A 19,371-nucleotide genomic window follows, 5' to 3' on the forward strand; every position below is an offset into this window, starting at 1 on the left:
AGGTAATGTCTTTAGCGTTGATCGACTTAGATAAAAACAGGGCCGCTTCTGTCGCCGTTTGAGCCTGTTCTAACCCCTGATTTAGCGCGTAAGCCTTGCCGAAAGCGCCTGTTACGTAAGCGATCGATCGCTTATTGTTGAGCTTATTGGCCTGTTCACGGGCGATCGCCAGTTGGGCAAACAGCCGCTTGTCTTGAGGCTGAAAACTGCTATTGCTAGCCTCTTTCCAAGCAAGTAGATCAAAAATAAAGTGGGTACGACTCTCCAAGGTTTCCTGATTCGGCGGCAAAGCAGCTAACTGCGTCTCAATTTCACTGACTGCTGAAGCCGCGTTAGTAAAGCGGCTTTGCTTAATCAGCAGGCTCAGCGTATTTAGCCTGGCCCGGACCTGATTGGCCGGATCGGCGGTGCGGCTAACCTGAGCGTATTCATTCAGCGCTGCTTCTGTGCCGGAGTTCTCAACCTGAAAAATATTGCCCAGGGTGAGCCGAGCTGCTGCGATCGCCTGTTGCAGTTCCTGCTGTTGGGCGGCTTCAAGGCCGGGGGCTGCCAGTAGCTGCTCCGCCAGTCTGATAGCCTGCTCTACTGCATCTTGGGCACTGGAGAGATCCCCCGCCACCACCAAAGCTTCCCCCAGCATGTGGAGGCTGCTGACCTTGCTGAGCGAGTCTGGCCGCTGCTGCAGCGTTACCGCCAAGGGCTGCAGAATTTCGCTAACCGCCCGCAGATAGAACCCCTGTCCCTGCAGCGCCTTGGCCTGACGAATCAGGCTGCGCACCCAGCGAGCTTCGTCACCCACCTGCCGGTAGCGCTGGGCTGCCTGTTGCCAGGTTTCGTAGGCGGCTTGTTTTTCCCCTTGGGCATATTGCAAACGGCCTTGAATATCTAAGCTTTGGGCTAGGAGAGAAAGCTGCGGGCGATCGCCCGTCGTATCAGTTTCTAAAAGCGCCTGACTAGCTGCTATGGTTTGATTGGCTGAACTCCAGTTGCCCTGCTGACCATAGACTAAAGCCAAATTTCCCAGAGCCGCCGCCTGTCTGAGGCGATCGCCCGCATTTTGGTAGAGCGCCACGGCCTGCTGCAGCGTCTCAGCAGCGGCAGCCAAGTCGCCGTTTTCATAGAGCTGCTGTCCTGTTTGCAGCAGTGCCACGCCGCTGAGTTCATTGGCTTCTTGGGCAATAAGCACGCCTGATGTCGGCAGCGGCCAGCTAGGCACGGAGACAACGGGCATTGCTTCAGGAGCAGTCGCTACGGCCTGCCAAGGCCCCGTACTGATCAGGCTGAACAGCAGGGTCAGCCCCAGCAGTAAGCCAAAACGGATCTGCTTAAATCTGCGTTGCTGAAGAGGCCGCTGACGACGCCAAAATTTCGTCATGATATCAACCTGCTGATGGCAGTTATGAAGATGAATGATGTGCACTAAGCCAAATAGCCTGCCCCAGCAACCCTTTACGCTGAGAGATGGCTAAAGTGCTCCGTCGCGGTGATACCCTGCTCTATCCAGATTATGCGATCGCTCTTTGCCTTGCCGTAAATGTTGCCAATTATTGCATGACTGATTGTTGCTGTTGCTGCTGAAGCTGCTGATTGATGTTTTGCATCAGCGCTAAGGCGGTTTGCTGAGCTGGATTCAGCTCTAAGGCTTTGGCCACAACAACTTGGGCTTCTTCCAGCCGACCCAAACGGCTAAAAGCCAAAGCCAGTCCGGCCCAGGCATCGGCATTTTCGGCATCGATTTGTAATGCCTGCTGGTAGGAAACGAGGGCCTCCTCGTAGCGGTTGAGAGCAGTCAAGTTGGTGGCTCGGTTGTACCAGCCCTGAAACAGTTCCGGGTTGAGGTTGATGGCGGCATTGGTTGAGAGCAAAGCTGTCTCGTAGCGCTCCAAATACCATAAAACTACGCTGCGGTTAGCCCAGGTAAGGGCATCATCGGGGTTAAGCTGCAAGGCCGTTTCGTAAGCGCTCAGGGCCGCTTCGTATTCTTCTAAGGTGCGTAAAATTCGGGCCTGATTGGCCCAGGCAATTCCATAGGCTGGGTCTAGCTCAATCGCCTTTTGGGTAGAAGCTAGCGCCTCTGAATAGCGCTCTAAAAACCACAGAATCACGCTGCGATCGCTCCAGGCTTGGGTAAAGTTAGGGCTAATGCCGACGGCACGGTTAGCTGAAGCCAGGGCTGCTTCATACTCCCCCTGCCCGGTCAGCGCATGTGCCCGCTCAATCCAAGCCTGAGCTGGGCCTTCTTCCCACCAGATACCGTCACTTTCTGCCGCCAAAGCCTGATCGCAGGCCACGATCGCCATGTCGTACTGATCTAGCTGGTTGAATAACGTACACTGTCCCACCAAGGCACGAGAATGCTCTGGCTTCAGTTCAACGGCGCGGCTGTAGGAGGTCAGCGCTTCGGCATATTCCTCAATTTGCTCTAGAGCTTTGCCCTGGGCTGTCCAAACTAAGGCATTCTCTGGATCCACGTTAATCGCTCGGTCGTACAGATCGATGGCTGCCCTATAGTCGCCTAGCTGAGCCTGAGCTAATCCCTGGTTATACCAGGCGATCGCCGCGTTTTGCTGCCGCCAGTCACCGTTGCCAATCAGGGCATCCTGACAGGCTCCAATCGCTGCGTCGTAGTTAGTCAAATTGCGCAGGGCTTCGCAGCGATAGGCCAGCACCAGGGAATCTCCTGGCTCCATCAGCAGCACCCGCTCATAGGCCACCAGCGCCTGCTCGTAATTTTCCATCTGGGCCAAAATCCGACCGCGTCGGAACCAGGCAAGCGCCGGTGACTGATTGCCCCAGCTGCCGTTGACTCGCAGGGCTTCATTGCACTTGTCTAAGGCCATTTCGGTTTGGCCCAGCTCTGAGAAGGAAATGCACTGGTAGGTCAGGGCCAGGGAATTTTCCTCGTTGCGGTTGAGGGATTGAGTTGCCGAGGCGATCGCTTCGGGATACTGCTGCTGCGCCACTAAAATGCCGCTGTGCAGCGCCCAAATATCCGAGTCGCGCGGCTCTAGCTCAATTGCTTTTTCACAAGCGGTGACGGCTTCCTCGTACTGTTCGGCGCTGGCCTGAAGTTCGCAGAGATTACGCCAGTAGTCAAAGTCCTCTAGTTCTTCTAGCAGACCTGCCTGGGCGTAGCGGCTAGCGGCAGCGTCATTGCCACTGGGTAAAGGCGCGATCGCCCTGGCTGCCGGTGCCCCCAAACAGGCAACCGCGACTAGGCCTAGAGAGCCAACTATTTTAGAGCTGAGCCAATCATTAAAGTTCATTGCCTACAAAGGGTACGTCAGGCTGCGCCACAACACACCCTACCGTTAACGTTATCGTGAAGCGCGGTTGTCAATCTCAAGTTCAACAATCCTAGCGGCTGATCAGTCAGTCGCTCGTTACTCACAACTTGCCTTTTAAACCTGAGCCAAGCTCACTCCCATCACCAGGGTACTGGCTGTCAGCCGCGAAACAGGCTAAACCTATGTCGAATTTTTTCGATCCGCCGGATCGGCTAAGATTTGGGCGAATGGGTAGACATGAAGACGATGGCCCTTAAATTTTTGCTCCCTAGCCTGGGACTGCTGTGGATATTGACTTCAGCCGCCTATGGCGCTAACGAAAATCATGTCGCTCGCCTGCGCGAAACCCGCCAGTGTGATGACTGCAATCTGCGCGATGCGGATCTCTCAGGCGCTTTTTTGCGCGGGGCCAATCTGCGGGGAGCCGACCTGCGGGGAGCCAATCTCAACGGCGCTGACCTGCGGGGCGCTTTCCTGATTCAGGCGCGGCTGAGCGAGGCGGATCTGCGCAATGCCAATCTGTCGGGGGCCAATCTCACCAGTGCCGATCTCGATCGGGCTCAGCTTGCCAATGCCCTGATCGATACGTTTACGGTGATTGACGACAAGTGGCGGCTGGTTCATGCTCTGGTGACAGAGGGGGTGGGCGATCGCGATCTGACCGGGGCCGATCTCAGTAATGCCAACTTAGACGAAGTCGATTTGCGGCAGGCTGACTTGACCGGAGCTGATTTGTCCGGGGCTAGCTTTGAGGCGGCTAATCTGACCAGTACGGTGCTGAGCGAAGCTAACTTAGAGGGGGCCGATCTCTTTTTAGCCACGCTGCAAGATGCGGGCATCGACCAGGTGAATCTGCGAGAGGGTAATTTACAGGCCACCGATCTGAGACAGGCCAATTTGACGGCTTCAGACCTGCAGGAGGCCAATCTATCGCTGGCCTATTTGGAAGGAGCCAACCTAGCTCAGGCCAATCTGCAGGAAGCTGACCTCGACTCGGCTATTTTGCCAACGGCGAATCTGACGGAGACAAATCTGACCGAAGCCAGTCTGTTTTTGGCCGATCTGCGTCAGGCCAATCTATCGGGGGCCGCACTGGAGGATACAGAGCTTTCCGGGGCCAACCTGACGGGCAGCAATCTCAGCCTCAGCGGCCTTAGCGACGCGGAGCTAGAGGCGGTAATTTCACAGGGCAGCGACTTGCGCGGGGCCAACCTCAGCGGCAGCAACTTAGTCAGCATTGATCTGCGCGATTCTGATCTCAGCGACATCGATCTGAGCGCTGCTGAAATGCAAAATGCCAACTTGAGTAACGCCAATCTGACAAACGCTAACCTACGCAGCACAGACCTGCGCGGTGCAGACCTGCGCGGCGCCAATCTGTCTAACGTCAATCTGCAGGACGCTAGGCTGGCCGGGGCTGATTTAACCAACGCCAACCTGACCAATGCCAACCTGCGCGGCACCGATCTAGAAGACGCTAGCTTACTAGGTACCACCTTAGAAGGCATTGTCTTTTCGGCAGGCACGAATCTCTGCGGCACCACCATGCCCGACGGCGAGGTGCACAGCTGCTAGGAATTGTGAACTCTTGAAAAATCTATCTTTCTGTAGCAGTCGATACAGATTTTTGAGTTTACTTTAGAAATAAAGCTATTTTATTTCTGACCATGCATACTCAAGATCTGCGGGAAAACCAGAGTGAGGCTCCTGTTTATCATCCTCTGTTTACAGTCGGCTTTGTCGTTCTGCAAGCCTGCCTCGTTGCAGCTATTCCGATTGTGATCGGCCTGCGATCGCCCGAACGCTTTGCGACCCAAACCTTGCCCAGTGAAGCCGCTCTCTGGGCACCCGTCGGAGAGAAAGAAGCTAGTCAGGGTAACTAGACCTAAGTCGAATTTTTTTGACGATGCGGCGCGATCGCCACTGACCTATGCCAAACTTGAGGCAGGATTGACTTTTTATCAATAGCCGCTAGAGGTCTGCTATGCGTACGAGACAGACAGCCAAAGTTCCAACCGCTCAGAGCACAGTGGCGCATCTCCAGGCTAAATCACTTCAATCTCGGCCCTTTGGGGTTCGGCAAGCGCCTGCCAGCGCCGAAACTCAGCTAGTGCAGGCAAAAACGGCTGGGTTCGACCCCAATCAGGTTTCTGTTTTTCCCTCCGCCTCAGCTCCCATTCAAACTAAGCTGACGATTGGCGAAGTAGGAGACAAGTACGAACAAGAAGCTGACAGCGTCGCCAAGCAGGTTGTAGGTCAGATCAATTCACCCCAGGCTTCAACCGGGCAGTCAGTCCAGCGCGAGGCCATGCCCGAAGAAGAGGAACTGCTACAGGGCAAGCTAGACGTGCAGCGCGAGGCCATGCCCGAAGAAGAGGATGAACTGCAGATGAAGCCGATGCTGCGGCGCGAGGCCATGCCCGAAGAGGAAGACGAACTGCAGATGAAACCAATGCTGCAGCGGCAAGCCACAGGTGAAATGCAGGCCGAGCAGGATTTAGAATCCACGATTCAGGCTTCGCGCGGCCAAGGGCAGCCCCTAGATGCGGGTCTGCAAAATTCGATGGGACAGGCTTTAGGCGCGGATTTCAGCGGCGTACGAGTCCATACGGATGCGCGCTCAGATCAGCTGAATCAATCTATCAACGCCAAAGCGTTTACCACCGGGCAAGACGTTTTCTTCCGCCAGGGGGCCTACAATCCGGGTGACCAGGGGGGGCAAGAACTGATTGCCCACGAGCTAACCCATGTAGTGCAGCAAAACGGCAGCGCTATCCAGCAGAAGCCGGAGACGGTTTGAAAACCGTTCCTTACCAAATCACCTCTCACCCTCAGAGCGGCCAGTCTGCGATCGCCTCGGTAGACTGCACCAGATGCATTCCCGCCTCGGCATAGCGGCCATAGGCAGTATCGGCCTGTTCGGTAAAGTCTACGACTCCCGGCACCACCACCGGAGAAGTGCAGTCTTCTAGGAGATAAACTTTTTTAGCAAGGGCTGAATCTCGCGCCTGAATTTCCCTCAGCAGGTCATCAACTGTCCAGGCTACACAGTGACTCTTGGCCTGCCCCGCAATTACCACCTTGTCAAAAGCGAGCAGCTTCTCAATCAGGCTGCTGTTTTTTTGAGCGATCGCCCTGCCGGCTTCATCCTGCAGCACCTCCGGACTCAAGACCGAATAGTTTTCGGTAAAGGGGTTGCTGCCTTTGACTTCAAAACGAGTTTGGCTGTTGCGGGCTAGATTGTGAAAAAAGCAGGCTTCCTCTACGGCTGAAACCAAAGCATGACCAATGCCTCCCAGCATGGAGTGATAGGGCCAAATGGTCAGCGGGTATTTGCCGCGCTCGTCTAGCTGTTTGACATAGTGGAGTCCGTAAGCCTGCAGCTTGTCATAGTTATCCTCAGCCAAAGCCGGAGCGATCGCCGGATTCACTCGCCACTGTCCCTGCTGCACGTCCTGCAGATGAATATTGGTCATCGGCGCTGGATTTTCGCCTGCTTCATTGACCCAGAACTCGGCGTGAAAAATCTGCACGGCAGTGTGAGTATCCATCGTGGGCGCGATCGCCGTAATTGAACCCAAGTTGCGATAGATAAACTCACACAGGCGGACGTTGTCGTGCACCGCGCCCATGCCGGACTGGCCGCCAACAAATAGCTCAAAGTCAGGAATGCAGAACGTGTTTTGCACATCGATCGCCAGCAGGCAAATCTTGGTTGTGTCTTCTACAGCAGGCTGAATACCGTGCTGCTGCGCCCATTCTTTAGCCTGCACCGCCCGTTCCTGGTAGGGCACCCGCCAGACCTCGCCCACGCGCGCCGCATCGAAATAGTCTGGAATTGGAAGCTGGGTTTGAGTGGTCATCGCTGGCTGCCCGGTGTGATAACAAGTCCCTTTTTAAACGATTGTAGTCAGCCCCCCTGATTCCGTCAGACAGCCTCTGATTCTGACGCCACTCTAAGCCAGCAGCCGGCCTTACTTACTGCGCTACCCGCTGCCGCGCTGACTGGGTTTTAGGTGCGATCGCGGTGTGGTTGGCCGCCTTTGCCAGACCAAACTGCGGCATGTTGCCGTAGATGCACTCATACTGCCCGGGTTCCACTAGATAAGTTTCGTGCCAAATCCCGACGCTGCCATCGCTGCCGACTCGGCGCATAAAATCTTGCCAGGCTCGCCAGTGGGGATCTTCCTTGCTGCGGGCAAATTTTTCCAAAGCTTCAAACGATCGCCAGTAAGAGAGCATCAGCGTCGTCAGCGGCCAGAAATGAAAAAACTGCTCAGCCCCTAAGAAGCCCTTTTCCGGCTTTTGGGAGAGCGTTTTGAGCATCGGCGGCATGGCCTGGGCCACCGGCAGCCACTTATGCACAGCCCAAAACTGATTAACCCGCAAACCAATTAAGAACACCACAAATGAGCCTTCAATTTGAGCCGTATAGCGACCCGCATAAATCTGAGCCATGATTCTTCCTGCCAGAGACTAGATACATCAGTTTGATTCTAGTCAATTTTATATGCAACTATGCGCACTATGTGTAATTAAATATGCAAATTTACGCATATAAAATTTAGCCTGCCTTAATTCAGCCCATGACTCAGGGCAAACAGCTAGATAATAGAGAGGTAAAAATAAAATCTGCTCTATGTCCTCTATGCAAATGACAGGGCTGCTGGTCGGCGGCCTTGCACCCGCGCTGCTTTATGGCCTATTCGGTATCCTGCAAAAGTCCAGCAATCAAAGCGATATTGGACTAGGTCCTTACCTTGTCGGCATTGGCATCGGGGTCGTCCTCATTGGCGGAGTCAGCTATGGTCTGTGGCCCAATCGCAATCTGCCTCCCGTTGCCTTCAGCTATACGGTGCTGATGGGATCCTTTTGGGCGGCAGGCACGGCCTTAGTCGCAGTTGGACTTACCCGCTACAGCACGCCTATTTCTAAGCTGGTCCCGCTCTACAACATGAATACCCTAGTCACGGTGCTGCTAGGGCTGCTGATTTTTGCTGAATGGCAGAATGTTTCGGTTATTAAGCTATTGCTGGGAGCAGCGCTGATTATTGTGGGGGGCGTTTTAGTGGCAGGCGCATAGGCGCTCTTGCTGCATCAGTCTAGTTAGCCCGGTGCCATCGCTGCGCCGTGATCAGCAGCGGGCTGAGGCCAATCCACTGATAAATCGGCAGCACCACGAAAGTGAGGCTGCTTTGGGCGTCGAGATGGGCAATAAAAGCTTCGTAGCTGATTATGACGCTAGAAAAGGTCAAGAGAGTCGCTGCTATCAGCAAGAGGATTAGCGAAATTCTACAGGAGCGTAGCCGCTTGATTGCCCAGAGAGTTACAGCATAGGGAGCGATCGCCCAGCCTACTAGCGACAGGGGTATCCATCCCTGTTGCAGTCCATATCCGTCTACCGGCAGCAGAAAGCTAAAGGTAATAAACAGGCCGCTGGCGAGGAGCGTGGTTGCGAGATACCTCATAGAGCAAATCTTTCTTAAAATAGAGTTACAAACTGTTTCAAAAGCCCAAGGCATTGTATCCGTGATCTCACCGCAGACCCCTAGAAAGACTACCCTAGCAGAGAACCCAGCTAACCCGCACTGGCAGATTAAGCTGCTTTACGACGGCGACTGTCCGCTGTGCCTCAGAGAGGTCAATTTTTTGCAAAAGCGCGACGCGGGACGCGGCTTGGTCAAGTTTGTGGATATTGCCGATGAAGCCTACAGCCCAGATGAAAACGCAGGCATTGATTACGAAACGGCGATGGGCCGCATTCATGCCGTACTACCTGATGGCACCGTGATCAAAAACGTCGCGGTTTTCCGGCGAGTCTACCAGATCTTGGGCATGGGCTGGATCTATGCCGTCACAAAATGGCCTATCATTGGCCCGATTGTAGACAAGCTTTACGAGCTTTGGGCAGATTGGCGGCTGCAGCTGACCGGGCGGCCCAACTTACAGACTTTAGTGGCAGAACGGCAGCGTCAGGAAGCGTGCGATACTGGCGATCGCTGTAAGCTAGAGACGAACTAAGTTCGGCATTATCTATGAGCCAGCGCCAGCGTCACAGTCCGGTTCACATCAAGCTTTCTCAGGAACAGCAGGCTCAGCTTCTCGATGCAGTTCAGGCTCATTTTGCCACAGAGCTAGATGAGGAAATCAGCTACTTCAAGGCCAAGAGTTTGCTGGCTTTTTTCGTGGCTGAGCTAGGCCCGCTGGTCTACAATCAGGCAATTCAGGATGCCCATCAGTTTGTGCAAGACAAACTTGCTGAGCTAGAGCCGACGCTGTACGAACCGGAAGCTTTTTAAGCTCATGTTTTGCAGTTGAGACGGACGAAACAGTTGAATTAAATTAGCTTGGAGTTGTGCTTCTCTGGCAAGCTGTCTTAAGCTCGTAAGAAAGCGCTCTGGGAAGCTATTTAATGTCCTCTCAGTCCTACACGCCCCCTGTCGATCAACTGCTGGAATATCAGGAATGCTTGGAGAAACAGGCCAGTGACTGGCCTAACTATCCGGCTAAATTTGGCTTGACCTCAGAGCACGTGCCCGACCTTATTCGCATGGCGATGGATGAGGCCCTCTGGGACAGCGAAGAAAAACTGCAGTGTTGGGCACCTTGGCATGCCCTGCGATCGCTAGCGCAGCTCCAAGCAGGCGAAGCTGCCGCCGCACTTGTGCCGCTGTTTGATTTTGAAGACGACTGGTTACCACCGGAACTGATAGCAGCATTTTCTATGCTGGGCGAGCCTGCTTTTGAACCCTTGACCAGCTATGTTGCGGCAGACAGAGAAGCTGACGATGAAATCGGTGTGATCACAGCGGTTGAGGCTTTGGGAGAACTGGCTAAGAAGTCAGTGCAGCTCCGCACTCCCATTGTTGAGTTTATGCAGACTCAACTGGAGCAGTTTCAGTCGCAAAGCGCTGGCTTGAACGGCATTTTGGTGCAAGAACTGGTTGAGTTGCAGGTAACTGCCGCCGCGCCGCTGATTGAGCAAGTTTATCAGCAAGGCCCGGTTGATCAGCTCTTTGCAGGCAGTTGGCCCAGAATACAGATCGCGTTAGGTCTGGCGCAAGAGTCAGACTTTAGCGAGGAGGAGTTGAAGCCTCAACTGCCGGAAGGGATGGAAGAATTTATGGAGGCTTTGGAACAATTTGAAGCTTTTGAGCAAGCAAGGGATCAGCTAATCGATTCAGAACTCTCTGAAGCAGCGGAAATGGACACGATCGCCCGTGGGTGGACACTGGCAGAAAATCCCCGGCCCATGCTGAGTGACTTTTCCCAAATGAAGCAAGACACAAGCTCACAAAAGAAAACCAACAAGTCTAAAAATAAAAAGGGCTTTGGTGGTGCTCAGTCTAAGAAGTCAAAGAAAGGTAAGAAGAAGTAGCTAAACTGCCGATACACAGGGGGCAACGAGTATATGGCTGACGCTCAAAGCTGGTACATCACCAAAGACGCAGACGAACATTGCCAAATTATCACTGGCGAGCAGTTTGATGCGATCGCAGAAGCCAAGCCGCAGCATTGGGGACCGTTTGGCTCCCAGGGCGAGGCGATCGCTCGGCGAGTAGGACTAATTCGAGCCGGTAAATGTCGGCCCCAGTAATGGCCAAAAGCCGACCAGGTAGATCCTAGTCGGCCTGCAATTTTTCAGCCTTAACAACTCGCCCCTAGTTGAGAGCAGGCGTGCTGGGCACATTGGCGGCTTCTCGGTTGACGCGAATCTGCTGACTCAAAATCTCCAGCGCCTTGGCGTATTGGGGATCCTCTAAGGTGCCAACCTTTTCTCTGTCCTCCGCAAAGCTCTCGCGATCGCTTTCGCTCAGCTCAATAATCACGTCGGGTTCAATCCCCTGCTTATTGATATCGCGACCGCTCGGCGTCAGGTACTTAGCTACCGTTACCGCAACTCCAGACCCGTCAGGCAGGCTTCTGACTGACTGTACCAGCCCCTTACCGAAGGTCTGAGTACCCACTAAGACGGCTCGCTGATTGTCTTGCAAAGCGCCAGAGAGAATTTCGCTAGCGCTAGCCGAACCGCCATCGACGAGGACAACCAGCGGCAGCTCTGTCAAGGCTCGATTATTGGCGGCTTCTTCATCCACGATGCCCTGCCGATCGACCGTAGAAACAATGGCGCCGTCGGCTAACCACATCCGAGCAATGTCAATGCTGGAATAAAGCAGACCGCCTGGATTGCCGCGCAGATCTAGAATGTAACCAATGACGTCTCGATCTTCTAATTCTTGAATCGCTTCCCGCATTTCGACAGCCGCATTAGCGCTGAACTGGGTTAAGCGAATATAGCCGATACCGCCTTCAGTCTCTTGCCGGTAGCTATAGCGCACCGGATGAATCTCAATCAGAGCGCGTTCAATATCGAAGTCCATCGTGCGATCGCCCCGCTTTAGCGTCAGCTTTACCTGAGAACCCACTGGCCCCCGAATCAGGTTAACCGCCTCGTTGAGATCCATATCTTCGGTACTTTGACCGTCAATGGCCACAATTACGTCTTGAGCTTGGACACCAGCATTAAAAGCAGGCGTATCTTCAATCGGCGCTACCACCAATATTTCATCAGTTTCCTCATCCTGAGAAATCTGAATTCCAACCCCCGTCAGCTCCCCAGATGTATCCACCTGCATATTGCGAAACTCTTGAGGATCCATGAAGCGCGTATAGGGATCATCAAGCTGCTCCAGCATCTCCCGGATAGCGTCGTAAGCTTCTTCCTGGTTGCCGTAATCTCGCCCTAGATAAGACATGCGGATAGCTTCCCAATCGACCTGATTGAAGGTGCCATCGACGTAGTTGCGATCAATGAGCTGCCAAACTTCATCAACTAGCTCTTTAGGGCTTTCTCGAAAAAAGGCCTGTCCTTGAGAAAGATGAATGCCCGCGCCGGTCACTGTAACTGCGGCGACCGCAAGAGCTGTCGCACCAAGCACAAGTCCACGTTTTGAAATTGCCATAAATCAACTGATGTGTCTGAGGGCGGTATGCTCAATCTAGCACACCAAAAGTTTAGCGATCGGGTCGGACAACCCACTTTCTAAGGCGGGCTTTTACGCGAGCTAAAGCTCTTTTGAAAAATGCTCTTTCGCAAAAGTAAGAGCATTAGACCTTGTTCTAACAAACATTGACGAGAATGTTGGCTAGTTTAGCTCACTCCTTAATACAAGTTTAGGGATCTACCCAGCGATCGTCTGCCTTAATTAAGTTGATCAGTTCCGCCACACCCTGATCTTCTGGCACCCGCTTGATTTCCTCTCGCCCCCGGTAGAGGGAAATGTATCCTGGCTGCTTGCCGACATAGCCATAGTCCGCGTCCGCCATTTCGCCAGGGCCGTTGACGATACAGCCCATAACCGCGATGTCTAAACCCGTGAGATGGTTAGTGGCTTCCCGGACTTTATGCAGTACTTCTTCGAGGTTGAAAAGTGTCCGCCCGCAGGAAGGGCAGGCCACATACTCCACCATTGTTTTGCGCAGCCCTAGAGCCTGCAAAATGCTGTAGCAAACCGGAATTTCTTTCTCTGGTGCTTCGGTGAGAGAAACGCGAATCGTATCGCCAATCCCTTCGGCTAAAAGCGTGCCAATACCGGCTGTAGACTTGATGCGGCCATATTCACCGTCTCCGGCTTCGGTGACGCCTAAGTGTAGGGGATAGTCCATCCCCAACTGATTCATGCGCTGCACCATCAGACGGTAGGCCGCTAGCATGACGGGAACGCGAGAAGCTTTCAAAGAAATGACTAAATTGCGATAGTCTAGGGACTCGCAAATGCGGATAAATTCTAGGGCAGATTCCACCATGCCCTCTGGGGTATCGCCGTAGGTAAACAACATTCGCTCGGCTAAGGACCCATGATTTACGCCAATGCGCATGGCCTTGTTCTGATCGCGCAGGGTAACCACCAAAGGCTCTAGGGTTTCGCTAATTTTGCTGCCAATTTCCTCAAATTCTTGCTGCGTGTACTCTGTGCGGGCAGCGCTTGGCTTTTCAAAAACATATAGCCCTGGATTGATTCGTACCTTATCGACGTGCTTGGCCACTTCTAGGGCAATTTTCATGCCGTTGTGATGCACGTCTGCGACGAGCGGTACGGGCTGATAGCTGGCCGCTAGCTTTTGTTTAATCTCAGCGATCGCTTTGGCATGGGCCATACTGGGCACGGTCACCCGCACAATTTCACAGCCAATTTCATGCAGGCGGCGAATGGCGGCCACTGAACCGTCGATGTCCAGCGTGTCTTCGTTAATCATTGACTGGACGACGACTGGATTCCCCCCACCAATGGTGACGTCACCAACCTGGACGGGGCGGGTTTGGCGACGATGGATGGTGGTGTCAAAGGCAGGATTCGCTTCAGCAGCGGGCGCAGCCGTAGGATTGGGCAAAGTTTGCATAGCGCAAGCGGGATTCAGCTCGGTGTTTTCGGTGTTTAAAGTGTAAGCTCCTTAATTCAGAGTGCCACAGAATCAGGTGGTTTACGTGCTAGGTAGACAACATCTGCTGAGAGAATTTAGCTCAAACGAGCCGTACACTCTAGAATTAGGCGCTGATTCACAGTGGCGTAGGGCTGAATCGCTAATGCCTGCCGAAAAGCGGCGATCGCCTCTCGGTAGTTACCCAGTGCCGCCTGCGAAAGTCCCAAGCCGTGCAGCGCGCCAAAGTGATAGGGCACCAGAGCAATCACCCGCTGACAGTCTGCCAGCGCCGCTTGATAATTCTTTTGCAGGTAGTGCAGCACCGCTCTGCGATTCCAGGCTTCGGCAAAATCAGGCTCAGCCTGTACGAGCTGGGTTAGTAGCTCTTCTGCCCGTGCAGTCTCCCCCTGCTCTAGCAAAGCTTGGCTGCGCAGCAAAAGCTGGGCTTTATCAGCGCCCTTTTGATGAAACCATTCCTGCCAAAAGTCTGCGGTGGCCTGAGAGCGAACCGTCTCGTCGGAACTCTTGAGGGCGGCTAACCGTTGCTCAATCATGAAAAATCCGAGCTGGAATTTATCAAACTAGGTGATACAAATGTAGCGCTTGGGGTGAATTATTTTATCAGGCCAGTTATTAGGCCAGTGCCTTGTACCGGGAGAGACAGCGCACTTTACGCAAGATTAGCATCTCCATTAGTCAGGAAGCGAGTTGCATGAAGGTTTTAGAGCGATCGCAGCTATTGCATTTTTTAGGACGATACGGCCTTTATTTTCTGCCCGTTGTCTTTTCAATTGCGCTAGCGTTTGAAACCTATCAGTTTGATTTTCGGACATCCTATATCGCTGGAAAATCCGTTCTCTACCAGCTAGATCCCTATCTCAATCATGTTTCTAATTTTCCGGAATTTTACAGCCCGGTCAATGCAGGCAGTCAGGCCAGTTCTGGACTAAGATACCCGCCACTCGCGGCGATACTCTATGCGCCCTTTGCGCTTCTCCCCTATGGCACCGCCAAAATCGTTTTCACTGCCGTCATCCTATTATTCTTTGGGCTGATTTGCTTTGAGCTGGCTAAATACAGTCGATTTTCGCTTAAGGGTGAAGCAGTTCTATTTGCTGCCTGCAGCTTTCCAATCATTGCTTCAGTAGAAAGAGGTCAGATTGATCTAGTGGTCGTTTATTTGGCCCTCCTCACTTTTCTGTGGCAGCAAAAAGGGAGAAGCCATCTAGCCGCCTTAGCGTTGGCCCTGGCCGCTAACATCAAGGTCATCCCCTTAGGCGTGCTGATTTATTACGGATTCCGGCGCAATTTTGACTTCATTGCCAAAACGCTGGTCTATACCACTGTGTTGTTATTGCTGCCGCTGCCCTACTTCGGCATTGCTGTTTATCGCCATTTTCTCAGCCGCATTGTGCCTGAAGTATTTGGTGAAATTACCAGCGCTGTGCCTATTGACTTACATGGTCAGAGAGTCTTTAAAAATATTGTGGAATCGGTGGATGGGCCAAGACTGCGCTTAGGCCACGATTTTGTCAACGGCTTTATGAATCCATTCTTCAAAAACTCCTCGACGGGAGCCATCGTTTTAGGTCTAGTTCTGACCATACTTTTTTTCATCGCGGCGAGAAAGTGTCCTAAAAACTATCAGTTTTTCGGCTTTCTCAATATGATTAACGTTTTTAACCCCAAAGCCTGGATTATGGGGTTAGTTTGGCATCTGCCCTTATTTTTCTATCTCTATGATCGATCTAGCCAGTTGGGGCGATTTTTTATCCTGCTGCCTTTATTCTGTCCGCCTTTCCTCAATCTCAACGTGGCTTTAGCCTATGTGGTTTCAGTTCTGTTTGCCTTGGGGATGCAGCTACCTTTTTTGAGTCAGCGACTCTTACAAAAGCCTCCCGCTTTCGACTCAGAAATGGCGCGATAAGATTTCCTGCGCAATGGGTTCAGGAATTTGATGGCGTCTTAGGTAATCAGCGAGTTGTTGCTGCTGCTTAGGCGGCGGCGTCACTTGGCTCAGAAACAATTTAACGACCTTACGCAGATAAAAAATCACATATTTCCAGCGTGGCACCGACTGCTGGCTGCGATAAATACTGTTGACCATGTGCTGCACGTTCTGAGGTGATTTCAGGCTGGTTAGCTGATGAAAGACTTGCTTCTTGGCTAACCAGGTAGGGGCCAAATACCACTGTAGAGTCAGGGGCATATGGCGCACGATATCAGTAATTTGAAAGTGCGTGGTGGCCTGCAACCGACTGGAAAGGTGAATGGCGTAGCCTTGGGCTTTCGCTCGGCAAATATATTCGTAATCGCCGCCATAGTGCTGAAATCGCTCAGCATTAGGCAGGCCAATCATTTTCACTAGCTGAACCGGAATCACGGCTAAATTGCCGTTTAGGGTATGCACTGTCAGCGTGGACTGGGTCTGAAACGGTTCTAGGCTGTTGATGAGCTGGCTATTAAGCACGCCGCCATAAACGACCCAGTCAGGGTAGGTTTGATCTCGGACAATGCCGCCGGTAATCACTTTTTGATCGGCATTTTCCTGACAAACTTGCAGCAAGTTAGTCAGAAAATCAGCGGCTAGGGTGATGTCGTCATTTAGCCAAACAATATAGTCACTTGCTAAAGTCTCAACGGCATACTGCATTCCCTGAGCGATCGCCCCTGTCCACCAAAGATTGCCATCTCCCGCCAAAAGATGCACCTGCGGAAAGCGGCTGCTAATCAGCTCAGGTGTCCCGTCTGTGGAGGCGTCATCTACGACGACAACCTGCAGGGGGATGTCCTGCTGCTGGCTCTGCTCCTGTAACTGCTGCAAGATCGCTAGCGTATAGTGCCGCCGGTTCCTGACCGGCAAAACTGCCGTAATGGTCAGTTCTGACCGTGGCTTAAACTCCGATGGCTGAGACGAGTTTTCTAGCAGCATGACTTTCCGCAAGACTTCCATGCTTTTTAGATTACCCGCCAGACTCAGTTTGGGCTAAGACTTGGATGAAACAGGCTGGGGGGGAGAATCTAGCTGCACTGTCGGTTCCGGTGACTGCGTGCTGAAAGTCAAGGCACCGTGACTGAGGCCAACCCGAATCAGCGAGCCTTCTGTAAAGGTGTTCTCTAGAATTTTGGTGGCAATGGGATTTTCCAGTTCCCGCTGGATGGCCCGCTTGAGGGGACGAGCGCCATAGACCGGATCATAGCCCACTTCCGCAATATGATTTAGCGCGGCGCTAGAAAGCTCTAGCGTAATTTTTTGGTCAGCTAGGAGGCGGTGCAGCCGTCGAATTTGAATATTGACGATTTGGCGCAGCTCGGTGCGGCTAAGGGGATGGAAGAGGATAATATCGTCTACTCGGTTGAGAAACTCAGGCCGGAAATGCCCTTGCAGCGCGTTCATCACCCGCCGCTGCATTTCGCTGTACTGGGAGTCGTCGCCTGCCACATCCAGAATATGTTCACTGCCAATATTGCTGGTCATGACAATGACGGTATTGCGGAAGTCTACGGTGCGGCCCTGAGAGTCGGTAATCCGGCCATCGTCTAGCACCTGCAGCAGAATATTAAAGACATCCGGATGCGCCTTTTCGACCTCATCTAGCAGCACCACCGAGTAGGGCTGCCGCCGCACTGTCTCAGAGAGCTGCCCCCCCTCTTCATAGCCCACATAGCCGGGAGGTGCCCCCACCAGCCGCGAAACGGCGTGCTTTTCCATGTACTCCGACATGTCGATGCGCACGATCGCATCTTCGGCATCAAACAAGAACTCAGCCAAAGCTCTGGCTAGCTCGGTTTTGCCCACCCCGGTTGGCCCCATAAACATGAACGAGCCAATGGGACGACCGGGATCTTTCATCCCGGCCCGGGCACGGCGAATGGCGGCAGAGACAGCGGCGATCGCTTCATCTTGACCAATCACCCGCTGGTGTAAGTGCTTTTCGAGCTGTAGCAGCTTTTGCCGCTCTGATTCCATCAGGCGATTGACCGGAATCCCTGTCCACTTGGCTACAATCTCCGCAATATCGGCTTCGATCACCTGCTCTCGCAGCAGGGTTTCGCCCCGCGCCTGAATATCCACCAGCTTGGCTTCTTTGTCTTCGCGATCGCGCTGAACGCCTTCTAGTTCACCGTATTTAAGCTGAGCTGCTTTGTTTAGGTCGTAGGCCCGCTCTGCCTGCTCGATTTGCACCCGCAGCTGATCTTCTCGCTCCTTGAGGGTGTTAATCGCTTCTAGAGTTTGCTTTTCGGTTTGCCACTGGGAGCTGAGTTCCTGCTGCTTTTCCGATAGCTCGGCAATTTCCTGCTTGATCCGTTCTAGGCGCTCTTGGGCTGGGCGGTAGGCACCACCGGCCGCTTGCCCTTCGGCTTCCAGCGACAGCTTTTCCATCTCTAGCTGCATCAACCGGCGATCGATGGTTTCTAGTTCTACTGGCTTAGACGTAATTTCCATCTTCAGCTTGGCGGCGGCTTCGTCTACCAGGTCAATGGCCTTGTCCGGCAGGAAGCGATCGCTGATGTAGCGGTCTGACAGCGTTGCGGCTGCAACCAGGGCCGAGTCCGAAATTTGGACGCCGTGATGCACCTCGTAGCGCTCTTTCAGGCCCCGCAGAATCGAGATGCAGTCATCTACGCTGGGCTGACCAATATAGACCTGCTGGAAGCGTCGCTCTAGGGCCGCGTCTTTTTCAATATTTTTGCGATATTCGTCTACGGTGGTAGCGCCAATGCAGCGCAGTTCGCCCCGCGCCAGCATCGGTTTGAGCAGGTTGCCCGCGTCCATCGTGCCCTGCCCAGCCCCGGTGCCTACAACTGTGTGGAGTTCGTCGATAAATAGGACAATCTGGCCGCCAGAAGCCGTCACCTCCCGCAGCACCGATCGTAGCCGATCTTCAAATTCCCCTCGGTACTTAGCTCCGGCAATGAGACCGCCGATATCGAGGGAAATAAGCTGGCGGTTCTTCAAAGACTCCGGCACGTCACCGTTGATGATGCGCTGGGCCAGACCTTCGGCGATCGCGGTTTTTCCCACCCCCGGCTCGCCAATCAGCACCGGATTATTCTTCGTACGGCGAGAGAGCACCTGAATCACCCGGCGAATCTCTTCATCGCGGCCAATCACCGGGTCTAACTTGCCGCCTCTGGCTTCTTCGGTCAGGTCGCGGCCATATTTTTCTAGGGCCTCGTAGCGGGACTCCGGATTTTGCGTCGTCACTTTCTGGCTGCCGCGCACCGTGTTGATCGCCGCCATCATGCTGGCGCTATCGACATTAAAGCCCCGCAGCAGTCGCCGCCCAATGCGCTCATCATCGACGAAGCCTAGCAGCAGGTGCTCAACCGAAATAAACTTGTCCTTAAGGCTTTCCCTAGAGGCGTCGGCCTTATCTAACAGGCGATCGAGGCTTTGTCCCAGATAGAGATTGCTGTCTCCGGTCGAACGCACTCTCGCCTGCCGCTGGGCAAACACCGTCAGTTCTCGCAGCATCACCTCCGGGTCGAGTTCTAGCCGCTTGAGAATCGAATGGGCTAGACCTTCTTGCTCCAGCAGCGCCACCGTGACATGCTCGGATTCTAAATACTGCTGTTTGAAACGGCGGGCAACATTTTGAGCTTCAACAATTGCTTCCCATGCTTTGTCTGTAAATTTATCGGGATCGGTTGGCTGCAT

The 19,371-nt window shown here is 53.4% G+C and carries 18 protein-coding genes and 1 pseudogene; 9 read left to right on the forward strand and 10 right to left on the reverse strand.

Annotated features, from left to right (window positions below; translation table 11 throughout):
- Together QJQ48_RS22515 and QJQ48_RS22520 are read right to left on the reverse strand one after the other, a co-directional pair.
- A pseudogene (locus QJQ48_RS22515) lies at positions 1 to 1,375 on the reverse strand (hypothetical protein); the annotation flags it as partial.
- A 169-nt stretch (positions 1,376 to 1,544) separates the two neighbouring features.
- Positions 1,545 to 3,266 (reverse strand): tetratricopeptide repeat protein, encoded by a 1,722-nt coding sequence (locus tag QJQ48_RS22520; RefSeq protein WP_346293497.1) that lies wholly within the window; start codon positions 3,264 to 3,266, stop codon positions 1,545 to 1,547.
- Positions 3,267 to 3,533: 267 nt separating this feature from the next.
- Between QJQ48_RS22520 and QJQ48_RS22525 the strand changes: the two genes are divergently transcribed.
- The 3 genes from QJQ48_RS22525 (at position 3,534) to QJQ48_RS22535 (ending at position 6,087) form a co-directional block, all read left to right on the forward strand.
- Entirely contained in the window at positions 3,534 to 4,862 is a 1,329-nt protein-coding gene (locus tag QJQ48_RS22525) for a pentapeptide repeat-containing protein (RefSeq protein ID WP_346293498.1), read from the forward strand.
- A gap of 92 nt (positions 4,863 to 4,954) precedes the next feature.
- On the forward strand, positions 4,955 to 5,170 hold the full coding sequence (locus tag QJQ48_RS22530) for a hypothetical protein (RefSeq protein ID WP_346293499.1): 216 nt from the start codon (positions 4,955 to 4,957) through the stop codon (positions 5,168 to 5,170).
- A 101-nt stretch (positions 5,171 to 5,271) separates the two neighbouring features.
- Positions 5,272 to 6,087 carry an eCIS core domain-containing protein gene (locus QJQ48_RS22535; RefSeq protein WP_346293500.1) on the forward strand — a complete coding sequence of 272 codons (816 nt, stop codon included), beginning with the start codon at positions 5,272 to 5,274 and terminating at the stop codon, positions 6,085 to 6,087.
- A gap of 31 nt (positions 6,088 to 6,118) precedes the next feature.
- Here the strand turns inward: QJQ48_RS22535 and QJQ48_RS22540 are convergent, their stop codons facing one another.
- Positions 6,119 to 7,150: a cysteine hydrolase family protein gene (locus QJQ48_RS22540; RefSeq protein ID WP_346293501.1), complete on the reverse strand. Its 1,032-nt coding sequence runs from the start codon at positions 7,148 to 7,150 to the stop codon at positions 6,119 to 6,121.
- A 115-nt stretch (positions 7,151 to 7,265) separates the two neighbouring features.
- Complete coding sequence (locus tag QJQ48_RS22545; RefSeq protein WP_346293502.1) at positions 7,266 to 7,745, reverse strand: DUF4188 domain-containing protein; 480 nt, start codon at positions 7,743 to 7,745, stop codon at positions 7,266 to 7,268.
- 181 nt (positions 7,746 to 7,926) lie between these two features.
- On the opposite strand from QJQ48_RS22545, the gene QJQ48_RS22550 reads away from it, so the two are divergent.
- Positions 7,927 to 8,370, forward strand: coding sequence for a hypothetical protein (locus QJQ48_RS22550; protein ID WP_346293503.1), 444 nt, complete (start codon positions 7,927 to 7,929; stop codon positions 8,368 to 8,370).
- 19 nt (positions 8,371 to 8,389) lie between these two features.
- Here the strand turns inward: QJQ48_RS22550 and QJQ48_RS22555 are convergent, their stop codons facing one another.
- Positions 8,390 to 8,755: a hypothetical protein gene (locus QJQ48_RS22555; RefSeq protein WP_346293504.1), complete on the reverse strand. Its 366-nt coding sequence runs from the start codon at positions 8,753 to 8,755 to the stop codon at positions 8,390 to 8,392.
- A gap of 61 nt (positions 8,756 to 8,816) precedes the next feature.
- Between QJQ48_RS22555 and QJQ48_RS22560 the strand changes: the two genes are divergently transcribed.
- The 4 genes from QJQ48_RS22560 to QJQ48_RS22575 all read left to right on the forward strand — a co-directional run bounded on the left by QJQ48_RS22560 (position 8,817) and on the right by QJQ48_RS22575 (position 10,884).
- Positions 8,817 to 9,308 carry a thiol-disulfide oxidoreductase DCC family protein gene (locus QJQ48_RS22560; protein WP_346293505.1) on the forward strand — a complete coding sequence of 164 codons (492 nt, stop codon included), beginning with the start codon at positions 8,817 to 8,819 and terminating at the stop codon, positions 9,306 to 9,308.
- A gap of 14 nt (positions 9,309 to 9,322) precedes the next feature.
- Positions 9,323 to 9,586: a DUF2164 domain-containing protein gene (locus QJQ48_RS22565; RefSeq protein ID WP_346293506.1), complete on the forward strand. Its 264-nt coding sequence runs from the start codon at positions 9,323 to 9,325 to the stop codon at positions 9,584 to 9,586.
- Between the two features lie 113 nt (positions 9,587 to 9,699).
- A complete protein-coding gene (locus QJQ48_RS22570) occupies positions 9,700 to 10,665 on the forward strand; it encodes a hypothetical protein (protein ID WP_346293507.1) in 966 nt (321 codons plus the stop codon).
- A 33-nt stretch (positions 10,666 to 10,698) separates the two neighbouring features.
- On the forward strand, positions 10,699 to 10,884 hold the full coding sequence (locus QJQ48_RS22575; RefSeq protein ID WP_346293508.1) for a DDE transposase family protein: 186 nt from the start codon (positions 10,699 to 10,701) through the stop codon (positions 10,882 to 10,884).
- Between the two features lie 64 nt (positions 10,885 to 10,948).
- Here the strand turns inward: QJQ48_RS22575 and ctpC are convergent, their stop codons facing one another.
- The 3 genes from ctpC to QJQ48_RS22590 form a co-directional block, all read right to left on the reverse strand.
- Positions 10,949 to 12,250: a carboxyl-terminal processing protease CtpC gene (gene ctpC, locus QJQ48_RS22580; protein ID WP_346293509.1), complete on the reverse strand. Its 1,302-nt coding sequence runs from the start codon at positions 12,248 to 12,250 to the stop codon at positions 10,949 to 10,951.
- A 211-nt stretch (positions 12,251 to 12,461) separates the two neighbouring features.
- Positions 12,462 to 13,688 (reverse strand): (E)-4-hydroxy-3-methylbut-2-enyl-diphosphate synthase, encoded by a 1,227-nt coding sequence (gene ispG, locus QJQ48_RS22585; protein ID WP_346293510.1) that lies wholly within the window; start codon positions 13,686 to 13,688, stop codon positions 12,462 to 12,464.
- 116 nt (positions 13,689 to 13,804) lie between these two features.
- Entirely contained in the window at positions 13,805 to 14,263 is a 459-nt protein-coding gene (locus tag QJQ48_RS22590) for a tetratricopeptide repeat protein (protein ID WP_346293511.1), read from the reverse strand.
- 158 nt (positions 14,264 to 14,421) lie between these two features.
- Here QJQ48_RS22590 and QJQ48_RS22595 point away from each other — a divergent pair, with 158 nt between their 5' ends.
- Positions 14,422 to 15,636, forward strand: a complete 1,215-nt coding sequence (locus tag QJQ48_RS22595; protein WP_346293512.1) for a glycosyltransferase family 87 protein — start codon at positions 14,422 to 14,424, stop codon at positions 15,634 to 15,636.
- Here the strand turns inward: QJQ48_RS22595 and QJQ48_RS22600 are convergent.
- Positions 15,619 to 16,662 carry a glycosyltransferase family 2 protein gene (locus QJQ48_RS22600; protein WP_346293513.1) on the reverse strand — a complete coding sequence of 348 codons (1,044 nt, stop codon included), beginning with the start codon at positions 16,660 to 16,662 and terminating at the stop codon, positions 15,619 to 15,621. The two genes, QJQ48_RS22595 and QJQ48_RS22600, sit on opposite strands and share 18 nt — an antisense overlap.
- Before the next feature lie 33 nt (positions 16,663 to 16,695).
- Complete coding sequence (gene clpB / locus QJQ48_RS22605) at positions 16,696 to 19,371, reverse strand: ATP-dependent chaperone ClpB (protein ID WP_346293514.1); 2,676 nt, start codon at positions 19,369 to 19,371, stop codon at positions 16,696 to 16,698.

Origin of the sequence: Sphaerothrix gracilis Ecp01 (assembly GCF_030405905.1) — a bacterium.
Lineage (GTDB): Bacteria > Cyanobacteriota > Cyanobacteriia > Phormidesmidales > Phormidesmidaceae > Sphaerothrix > Sphaerothrix gracilis.